12 protein-coding genes are annotated in these 7,650 nt (G+C 43.5%); 3 read left to right on the top strand and 9 right to left on the bottom strand.

Translation table 11 applies throughout. The features are described from left to right. Positions 1-149: 149 nt before the first annotated feature. Complete coding sequence (locus ACTTK6_RS15585; RefSeq protein ID WP_462833916.1) at positions 150-959, top strand: hypothetical protein; 810 nt, start codon at positions 150-152, stop codon at positions 957-959. Positions 960-1,573: 614 nt separating this feature from the next. On the opposite strand, the gene ACTTK6_RS15580 is transcribed toward ACTTK6_RS15585, so the two are convergent. The 4 genes from ACTTK6_RS15580 to ACTTK6_RS15565 form a co-directional block, all read right to left on the bottom strand. Beyond that, on the bottom strand, positions 1,574-1,867 hold the full coding sequence (locus ACTTK6_RS15580; protein WP_462833915.1) for a hypothetical protein: 294 nt from the start codon (positions 1,865-1,867) through the stop codon (positions 1,574-1,576). A 182-nt stretch (positions 1,868-2,049) separates the two neighbouring features. Then, the gene (locus ACTTK6_RS15575) at positions 2,050-3,099 is read right to left on the bottom strand and encodes a homocysteine S-methyltransferase family protein (RefSeq protein ID WP_462833914.1); all 1,050 of its coding nucleotides are present in this window, start codon (positions 3,097-3,099) and stop codon (positions 2,050-2,052) included. Between the two features lie 268 nt (positions 3,100-3,367). Beyond that, positions 3,368-3,601 (bottom strand): hypothetical protein, encoded by a 234-nt coding sequence (locus tag ACTTK6_RS15570; protein WP_462833913.1) that lies wholly within the window; start codon positions 3,599-3,601, stop codon positions 3,368-3,370. Further along, positions 3,601-3,831: a hypothetical protein gene (locus ACTTK6_RS15565; protein ID WP_462833912.1), complete on the bottom strand. Its 231-nt coding sequence runs from the start codon at positions 3,829-3,831 to the stop codon at positions 3,601-3,603. Before ACTTK6_RS15565 ends, ACTTK6_RS15570 begins: the two co-directional genes overlap by 1 nt. A 203-nt stretch (positions 3,832-4,034) precedes the next feature. On the opposite strand from ACTTK6_RS15565, the gene ACTTK6_RS15560 reads away from it, so the two are divergent. Both ACTTK6_RS15560 and ACTTK6_RS15555 read left to right on the top strand, forming a co-directional pair. Beyond that, positions 4,035-4,187 (top strand): hypothetical protein, encoded by a 153-nt coding sequence (locus tag ACTTK6_RS15560; RefSeq protein WP_462833911.1) that lies wholly within the window; start codon positions 4,035-4,037, stop codon positions 4,185-4,187. A gap of 11 nt (positions 4,188-4,198) precedes the next feature. Then, the gene (locus tag ACTTK6_RS15555) at positions 4,199-4,396 is read left to right on the top strand and encodes a hypothetical protein (RefSeq protein ID WP_462833910.1); all 198 of its coding nucleotides are present in this window, start codon (positions 4,199-4,201) and stop codon (positions 4,394-4,396) included. 131 nt (positions 4,397-4,527) lie between these two features. Here ACTTK6_RS15555 and ACTTK6_RS15550 read toward each other — a convergent pair whose 3' ends face one another. The 5 genes from ACTTK6_RS15550 to ACTTK6_RS15530 all read right to left on the bottom strand — a co-directional run. Beyond that, positions 4,528-5,100, bottom strand: a complete 573-nt coding sequence (locus tag ACTTK6_RS15550) for a DJ-1/PfpI family protein (protein WP_462833909.1) — start codon at positions 5,098-5,100, stop codon at positions 4,528-4,530. A 37-nt stretch (positions 5,101-5,137) separates the two neighbouring features. Continuing rightward, positions 5,138-5,770, bottom strand: coding sequence for a chloramphenicol acetyltransferase (locus ACTTK6_RS15545; protein WP_462833917.1), 633 nt, complete (start codon positions 5,768-5,770; stop codon positions 5,138-5,140). Between the two features lie 444 nt (positions 5,771-6,214). Continuing rightward, positions 6,215-6,688, bottom strand: a complete 474-nt coding sequence (locus tag ACTTK6_RS15540; RefSeq protein WP_462833908.1) for an N-acetyltransferase family protein — start codon at positions 6,686-6,688, stop codon at positions 6,215-6,217. A gap of 55 nt (positions 6,689-6,743) precedes the next feature. Then, positions 6,744-7,265, bottom strand: coding sequence for a hypothetical protein (locus ACTTK6_RS15535; protein WP_462833907.1), 522 nt, complete (start codon positions 7,263-7,265; stop codon positions 6,744-6,746). A 205-nt stretch (positions 7,266-7,470) separates the two neighbouring features. Next, on the bottom strand, positions 7,471-7,650 hold a 180-nt coding region (locus tag ACTTK6_RS15530; protein WP_462833906.1), incomplete at its 5' end, for a hypothetical protein.

Below are 7,650 nucleotides of genomic sequence, written 5' to 3'. Positions count from 1 at the left end.
GGTTGGATGATATTGGATATAATTTCCAATATTTACTTCTATGACCAACATTTGTTTTCAAACCTGCAACTTAAAAGCTGGCTTATTTTATTTTGGGAAAAATTTCAACCCAGTCTTATACTACTTCCATTCAGAAAGAAGGGACCAGTTTGAAAAAGCTGTTGCTGTGGGTTCTGTCAGGGCCCTTGCTTGCTAGTGCTGTTTTGGGGTGTACAAGTGAAAAAGATGCCCCGCAAACTTCAGATGCTGAAGAGCTGGCCGGGCAGCAGGGAGAGGAGTTATCCAAAGAAGACGTGGAGGAAGATCCCTTTCCCCAGCCGGAGCCTCAACGGGAAAACTCCTTCTCTCCTACGCCGGCGGGGCAGGAGGCTGAAAGGATTCGCGGCGAGCTTTTGATGAATAGCGCCCAGATCAGGCTTCCTGCCCGCTTCCCGGACCAGCAGGCCCGCTATGTCCAGGGGTCTGTGGCTTCCAATAATTCCACTACTTACAGTATCCAGTATCACACCAATAGCGGAAAGCCTCTCGCCCACGTAACAGCCGCCCAGTACTTGGATTTCGAGGAGGCCTCCAGAGAGATTGAAGCTTTCCGGGAAGGCAAAAACGTTGATCCCGCCAGGCCGGGGGTTAAGGCGCTTCAGGATGGATTATCCGGACACGCGCAGGAGGGCGTCGATCAGTATCATTACAGCGGGAAGCAGGGGCCGTGGCTGGTGAGCCTTTCTTCCTCATCTTCGGATAACCTCAACCATACAGAGGTGCTCCGTCAAATAGCAGAATACCTCAAGCATCATCATCTCCCCGACTCTGCCGAGCAGGGAGTCGTCGATATCTATTACGCCCCGTCCCGTGATGACGTAACCGTAGATATCCGCTGGCGGGAAGGAAAAACTGTTTATGCTGTACGCGGCAGTCTTCCTCCCGTGGAGGCTCTACAGCTTGTAAATTCCATGAAATAAACATGTTTCACTCTGCCAGTGCCCAATAAAGTAATCGTATAAAAAAGGGACTGCGCCGTATGTGGCCCAGTCCCTTTCCATATTTCATGCTTTTTTGTTTTTAGCTTTTTGGCTTCTGAGTGGCTGACGGACGGGCCAGTATGGCACAGCAAAAGGCACCGTAACCGAGAATTGTCAGTGTAGTTATCATGCTTTCTCTCCTTTTCCCAGGCTTCCACTTTTTACAATAATTAAAAGCGAGGAAGCAAATTCAACGCCCCATTAAAAGGAGAGTCAGAATTATATATTTGGTTAATCGAATAAAATGTAAAGTCTAAAATAAATAAGTACAATGCATTTCTATACTACAGTTTCCCCAATTATTATATTTTAAACTTTACGCTAACCCATCAACAGCTGCCTCCAAATAAAAAAGCTCTGCCTTTCAGCAGAGCTCCAGGGAAAGAGGAATACTTCCGTTACGTACCGTATTCCCCGAGGGAAAGAAAAAAGGTTGCATCTTTAATATTAAAGCGTTTGCACAGTGCGTGCATGAGGCAAAAGCATGCTTATAAAAACTGCGACGTTGTTCATGATGCTGCTCAGGAAGTCTATACGGCCCTTCTTCACAAACCTCATATTTCCCCTATGACCAGGGGGCCTGTACCGGACAATTTGACGAAGCGGCCTTTCATCGATACGGATTCAATCATGCACGGTCCCTTATACCTCTGGCCGCCGCTGTCTGTTGAGTCCAGCCAAAACCGAAAACGGTTATTATTTTGGCCAAACAATTCATGATCTGCTTCTTCTATATCTACGTTCCACCGCACCACCACCCCATCTTCTTCCACCATCGTTAACACCGCCTCACGGTAAGACACCGGTAGTCGATCCAACCGTACCGATGTGAGCATAATATTTTGCACATGGCCACTCCTTCTCAGCTTGATTACTGTTAGGATTCTTGGTTCGGCAAATAAATTCCTGCCCGTTACCCTTTTTATCTAACTATTACCGAATACTCATTCATGTGAACGCACTTTTCTGTTATTGAAACGCAAACACAAGAAGCTCTCCTGAATAGACACCAGGAAAGCTTCTTTCGTTGTTATGCTTTTGTCCGGTAGCTCGTATTGTGCTTCTGAAGAGTATCGTCCTGGCCGAACAGGAAGTGCTTCTCCATATTCGGCGAATACTCCGAACCCAAGGTCTCCAGGCCAGCAGCTTCCGCCACCGCCCTCAGCATAGCTGGAGAAGCCCCGCAGCACAGGCCGATGTAATTCACCCCGGCATTGGTCGCTTCCCTTGCCCACTCTGCCAGTTCATAGCGGTTGTGGTACAGCGGGTCCAGGGCAGTAGGGAACGTTGTTTCCAGCGGCGTATGGCAGCTGCATCCGGCGTCCGGCAGATTAAAGAAGGTTGGATGCTCTTCCGTCGTGCGGTACGGCACCGGCAGTCCTGCCACATACCCGTCCACCGATTCCCGGATTTTGTTTAAATACGGCTGCATCGTATCCGGGCCGCGGAAGCAGTTCATGCCGACCACTAAAGCACCGCTCTCGGATAAAATGCGGGAGGATTCCTCTACGGTATATCCATCCCGGAGAATATTTTCCCCCATCAACCCGAGAGTGATAACAGCCGGCAGTCCCTGCTTCTGAATTTCTTCGAGCGCAATTAGCGCTTCTTCGTGATAATAGAAGGTTTCGCCTTTAATGTAGTCGACGCCCTCTTCGCTGCACCATCCGATCATTTCGGCAAACATGTCACGGACAGCCGTTTTAGAAGACTCATCGTCCGGATTAAAAATATTGGTATTGGAAATATTGCCTGCTACGAGCGCTTCTTCCTCCGGATGCTCCTGGGCCACCTCTTTGGCCAGACGGATCGCCTGGCGGTTCAGCGGCTCAAGCAGATCCTCTTTTCCAATGATTCTCATTTTTTCCCGGTGGGCGTTGTACGTGAACGCCAGTATCACGTCCGAACCGGCACGCATATAATCTCGGTACGTCTGCTTTAATGCTTCAGGGTTTTCAAGTGCCACTTCCGGCACGAATGTTCCTGCCTGTAAATATCCCCGACGTTCAAGTTCAAATAAGTATCCTTCTCCCGCGATAACCGGCCCTGCTTCTAAACGCTCCTGTAAACTGCGCTTCATTTTTTCTCCACCCTTCTCTCTGTTGAACTACTCTCTCTGGCAGCCTATTTTTCTTTCTGCTTTTTTTGTATTTTCAGTCATTTATATGAAAATTACGCCCGCATTTTCCAAAGAGTTGAACCTAATATACGCAGGACTTCTTTCATTGTCAAGCGTCCATGAAAAACTTTTCTCATTTTCAGAAAAAGTTCCTATTTTTTTAACTCTCTTGAAGTTATTTATTCTTCTTTAATAAACCGGTACCAGACTTCCACTTGCCTGGCCATTCCTATGGTTTATTATTTTTCAGGTGAATCACAAGGTACTCCAGATGGTCAAATAAACGCCAGCCACTACCAAAAACACAGGCCGCAAGCACGCCCTGCAGTTCGTCCGCAAGCTTCGCTCTCAGCAGCTGCTGGCCGACGTCCGCCCCGAGGCACGAAGAAATTTTTTCTCCGGCCGCCTCATCGACCTGATGGATAGCGTTTTCGCTGCCATCTGTCTCAAAAGATATATGCATTATTTAAGGACGTCCATGATACGGTCCAAAGGTTCGGTACTATAGCCAAATACAGCTGCTCCAACCAGGTAAAGAACAATTAATGCAAAAATGGTGAGCATAGCTGGACCTGCTTGTTTTCTTTTTTCTTGCTTTTTCTCTCTTCTTTCCACAAGATAATCATCCAGCTTATCTTTTTTCGTTTTAGGATTTGTGTCGTGTTTATATAATTGTCTGTTTTTCCAGCGCATCTTTACCTCCCTGGAGAATATGTAAATAAATAGGTTCCATATAGAATGTTAAATAGACTATCGCTTTTTTTAAAGGCAAAAATTTGTTCACTTTTAATAACTACGGTATACCAAAATAAATCCAAACTTTAGCTCTCTTTGAATAAAATGGTAATATAAGGAACAGGAAGAATTCATTGAAAAATACAAAGGAGAGTGCTTGCATGGATTGGACGATCATCTTTCCATTCGCCGGTTTGATGTTAGTTATTATTGCTGAAATGTACCGGACTAACGTTAAATTACGACGCCTGGAGCAACGGGTACAAGCGTTGGAAAAGTCTCCGTCAGGCCGGGACGTGGACAAAACCAGATGAGGGCCCTCCAGGTGATTAAAGGAATACTTATGGCATGGGTATTGATTCATGGCACGACTACAGTAATTCTATCTCTGTTGTTTATGGTTGGCGTCTCAGGCATTCATAGTCCCTTTAGTTTTATGTGGGCAGCAGTAGCAGGTTCATTTGGGCATATCGCCATCGATCATAAGATAAAACAAAAGAAAAGAGCATCCGAAGGTGGGTAGTTGGAAGAGGCTGGTTTTACATTCGCATGTAAAGGTGGTGGCAAACATGAAAAACAGGTATTTACGAATTTTGATGTATTTTCTTCTCGGTATGCTTATTGGGGCCTTACTGCTTCCTTTGGTAAATTGATTTAGAAGTAATACGGGTAATCCATTTTATCTGCAATAACTAAGGCGGTTTGACGATCGGATAAAAATTCGCATACATATAACCCCAGATCAATGGAAGCCGCTACGCCGCCGCCCGTGATAATGGTATCGCTTTTCACGTCCTGCACGATTCTTTTCGCCTGTGCTTTCTCTGTATACTCTCCCAGTAAGTCCAATGCGGAAGGGTTCGTTGTAGCCTGGCGATCGTGCAAAAACCCGGCACCTCCAAACAGTAAAGAACCTGTACATACAGATACTTTTAAAGGCACGGCCTGGGCAGTTGAAAGCCAATCGGTAAATGTTTTATCATTTTTAAGCTTTCTTGTGCCCATGCCACCCGGAACAAACACCATATCATACGCTGCTAAAGGAGGCTGCACCGTTTCAATATGATAATAGATCCCACGATCATCAGAGACATTTTCTTCAAGTGCGCAAATGTCCCATGATAAATCGGGGCAATACCCCATGGTTTGCAAACGGGTGACACTATCATAAAAACCAACAAAATCTAACGAAGTCATCTGGTTAAAAAGCAAAAAAGCGATTTTCATTAATAGTCTCCTTTTCCTATGCGTTTGAATGCGGAAATTATGCTTTGTTTTCCTTTAACCATCTGGTTATATTTTGAAGAAATATTTCCGGGTTTAGGTCTTGAGCAGCAAGCGGTCGCTGATGAAAGACAACTTTTGCGGCTTCCTTACTATTTGCTGCTTCTAATAGCTTCACATAACCCGGCCGGAATTGGTTTAATGCCTCGTAGTAACGTTGATGGGATTGTGAAATTCCTATATGCTTTTCGAAATTTTTTCTTGTCCGTGTTTGGTCGTTTTCTTTTCTCCACCTTAAATTTGTTTCATTGGCGTACAAGTAAAAATACTTGTGCGGAAACTGTATTCTGCCAGCCTGAATCGCTTTTTGATAGAATTCAGAAATAAAATCCAGGCTCTGGTTGTATATCTGAAAATCAAAGCACCAGTTGTAGCTGAGCGGCTGAAAAACGTCTCCATCAAGAATCACAGTTTCGTAATCCTTTAGTTTTTCTTCAGCTAAACACCATCGCTCAACCTGGCGTTCTAAATACCATGTGTGAGATGATTTTCGGGGGCCTTCAAATAATAAATTGACTTCAGGAATCACACAAGCATTCGTTGTGTGTGCCAATTCTTCCGCTGTCGTGGTTTTCCCCACTGCGCTGATTCCTTCTAAGCAAATAATACTCATCATTTCTTCCTCTTTTGCGGAATATATAGGCTGTTAATCTCCTAGCTTGCTTTATCAGCTCTTCCTTGTCGACTTTTATTGACGTTTACATTTTTCATTAATTTTCACTATTTATTATTAATACCACCACAAAGTGAATGCGATGATGATAAAAGGAAGAAAAAATAGAATCAAGGACAGTATAATTAAATGTCTAATTTGTAAGGCAAGCGATAAAGCTACCCCAAACACTCCAAATATAAAAACAAATAAAGAAATAGCTATAGGACCATAAAAGTCGTACTTATAAACCCAAAAATCTCCTATAATGCTGGCTGGGAGAAGAAAAGGTATAAAAAGCAAATATCCAGGAAGAATAATTAACCAATTAGTGAAATAAGCAATTTTTTGAAGAAGCATCATTACCTCTAAGAGTTTTGACATGAATCTATTGGAAAAGTTAATCTAAGTTAATTCTTTTATAAACAATACTTTATCTTCTCCCGGCCCTGAATAATTGGAGCATACCCAGATCTCCCCATTGTTTCTGTCGCCCTTCACTACCTCAAAACCCATTTTCTTATGGTAAGCAATCGAATTTCTATTTACCGGCGAGGTGATGCAGCGAACAATAGAGCGATTGTGATAAGCCATACTATCAAAAAACCACTGATATAAACGCTTTCCAATTCCATACCCCCGGTACGCTGGATGAACCCCGGCAAAATGAATGTACCCTTCCCGGGAATGGTCCTGCGATAAAAATCCAATCAAAAAACCCACAATAATTCCATCTTCTTCTGCGCAAAAACTCGTAGTGCTAAAATGATCAAAAAAGAGTCTGGGAATCATATGTGCCATGTGCCTGCCTCCCCACCACTCATTGATTACAGGCAGTAACTTATCATAATCCGAATCTCTAATATGACGATAGTGCATTTCCCCCTCCGTAATGTAAAATTTCTTTAAACCTCCCTCAACAAATAGTCAGTAATTAATTTTCATTTCTTTTCATTCCACACCAAAACGTATGAATTACGCCGTAAAATAAAATATCCGGTTCCGGCAGCACCAATGCTGAAATCTCCCCCTGATAAACTTTATTTACACTGTTAGTACTTGAGGTTTCCCCGATCTTATTTTCGTTTTCATCGAGAATAAGATGCTTCCCTCTCTTTTTCGCCTTAATCGAAATGCCGGGATAATCGTTTACCCTGACATCAATCCGGTGGTTTTTAAACAGGCCGCGAGGGGTTTTGATTTTTCCTATTTCTGCATCATTTTTATAGACGCCCCAGGTGTATCCTCTTACCATTCCGAAATCCAGCTGCTCAATCACGTATTTATCGTCGCCCGCAGCATCGTACATATAAACGTTCACATCATAGATTGGGCTGCCCCTAAAATTTTTTGAGAAATAGCGTCTCATCGTGCCAAGATATTTATGGCCGTCTTCGATTTCTAATAATTTTTCTGACTTTCCAACCGCTGGAGCTGAATAGCTAAAAACCGGCATGGTCAACCTCCTTACTGTATAGGCAGATTCATTCACTTTAGGTTATTCCCAGGCAGAGAAAAAATAATCCATTATTGTTTTACGCAAGTGTTTACCGAAATAGATTATTAATGCCAAGCAATATTAACTGTATGAAAGCCGGCTGGTTAATGCGACACCACCGTCCTGCCCCCTTCTTTCTTCGCCTAGTCCGGATTTCTATTGTCTATATATGCAGCACCTGCGCTTTTGTACAGGCTCTTACGATTGTCCCATTGACTAGTTCTATACCGATGAAAAATCTATTTATCTTTTTATCGGCTAGTAGTAACTCTTTTGTTGCGGGTTTACTAACAATTATTTCCATTAACGATAAAAAAGAGACAGAATCCCCGTAGCTACGGTA

The sequence above is a fragment of the Marinococcus salis genome (assembly GCF_054971365.1).
The sequence above is the reverse complement of the archived record's forward strand: the minus strand, read 5'-3'. Positions and strand labels throughout refer to the sequence as shown.

Coding starts and splice junctions, on each gene's coding strand:
- ACTTK6_RS15570 (WP_462833913.1), bottom strand. CDS start 3,601: ATGCATATATCTTTTGAGACAGATGGCAGCGAAAACGCTATCCATCAG.
- ACTTK6_RS15565 (WP_462833912.1), bottom strand. CDS start 3,831: ATGCGCTGGAAAAACAGACAATTATATAAACACGACACAAATCCTAAA.
- ACTTK6_RS15535 (WP_462833907.1), bottom strand. CDS start 7,265: ATGCCGGTTTTTAGCTATTCAGCTCCAGCGGTTGGAAAGTCAGAAAAA.
- ACTTK6_RS15545 (WP_462833917.1), bottom strand. CDS start 5,770: ATGAGTATTATTTGCTTAGAAGGAATCAGCGCAGTGGGGAAAACCACG.
- ACTTK6_RS15550 (WP_462833909.1), bottom strand. CDS start 5,100: ATGAAAATCGCTTTTTTGCTTTTTAACCAGATGACTTCGTTAGATTTT.
- ACTTK6_RS15560 (WP_462833911.1), top strand. CDS start 4,035: ATGGATTGGACGATCATCTTTCCATTCGCCGGTTTGATGTTAGTTATT.
- ACTTK6_RS15575 (WP_462833914.1), bottom strand. CDS start 3,099: ATGAAGCGCAGTTTACAGGAGCGTTTAGAAGCAGGGCCGGTTATCGCG.
- ACTTK6_RS15540 (WP_462833908.1), bottom strand. CDS start 6,688: ATGCACTATCGTCATATTAGAGATTCGGATTATGATAAGTTACTGCCT.